The organism is Pseudoalteromonas sp. SIMBA_162, from assembly GCF_046535955.1.
Classification (GTDB): Bacteria; Pseudomonadota; Gammaproteobacteria; order Enterobacterales; family Alteromonadaceae; genus Pseudoalteromonas; species Pseudoalteromonas marina.
In genome coordinates this window covers 1-229 of sequence record NZ_JAWJBQ010001394.1, presented here as the reverse complement: position 1 = coordinate 229, position 229 = coordinate 1, and the positions used below count along the sequence as shown (strand labels likewise).

At 34.5% G+C, this 229-nt stretch carries 1 protein-coding gene; it reads left to right on the top strand.

Translation table 11 applies throughout. From position 1 onward, the window contains the following. On the top strand, nucleotides 1-180 hold a 180-nt coding region (locus R0J88_RS24180), incomplete at its 5' end, for a hypothetical protein (protein ID WP_410901484.1). Nucleotides 181-229 lie beyond the last annotated feature (49 nt).

Here is a 229-nt window from a genome sequence, read left to right as displayed (position 1 = left end):
AATCTGGAAGACAGATTGCATAGCGGACATTACACACAAGAAGAAAATAAAACGTGTGAAGAATGTGAGGTTCAAATTGGCGATTATACAATCTTTCGAGGAAAAACACGTTGCGTGGGTTGTTGGGTTGAATTTGAAGCCAATCTTGATAAATGTATAGAGGATGATTGTAAAAGTTGAAAATTGATAAAGAAAATCTTCCCGCATAAGTAAGGAAGATTTTTTATGT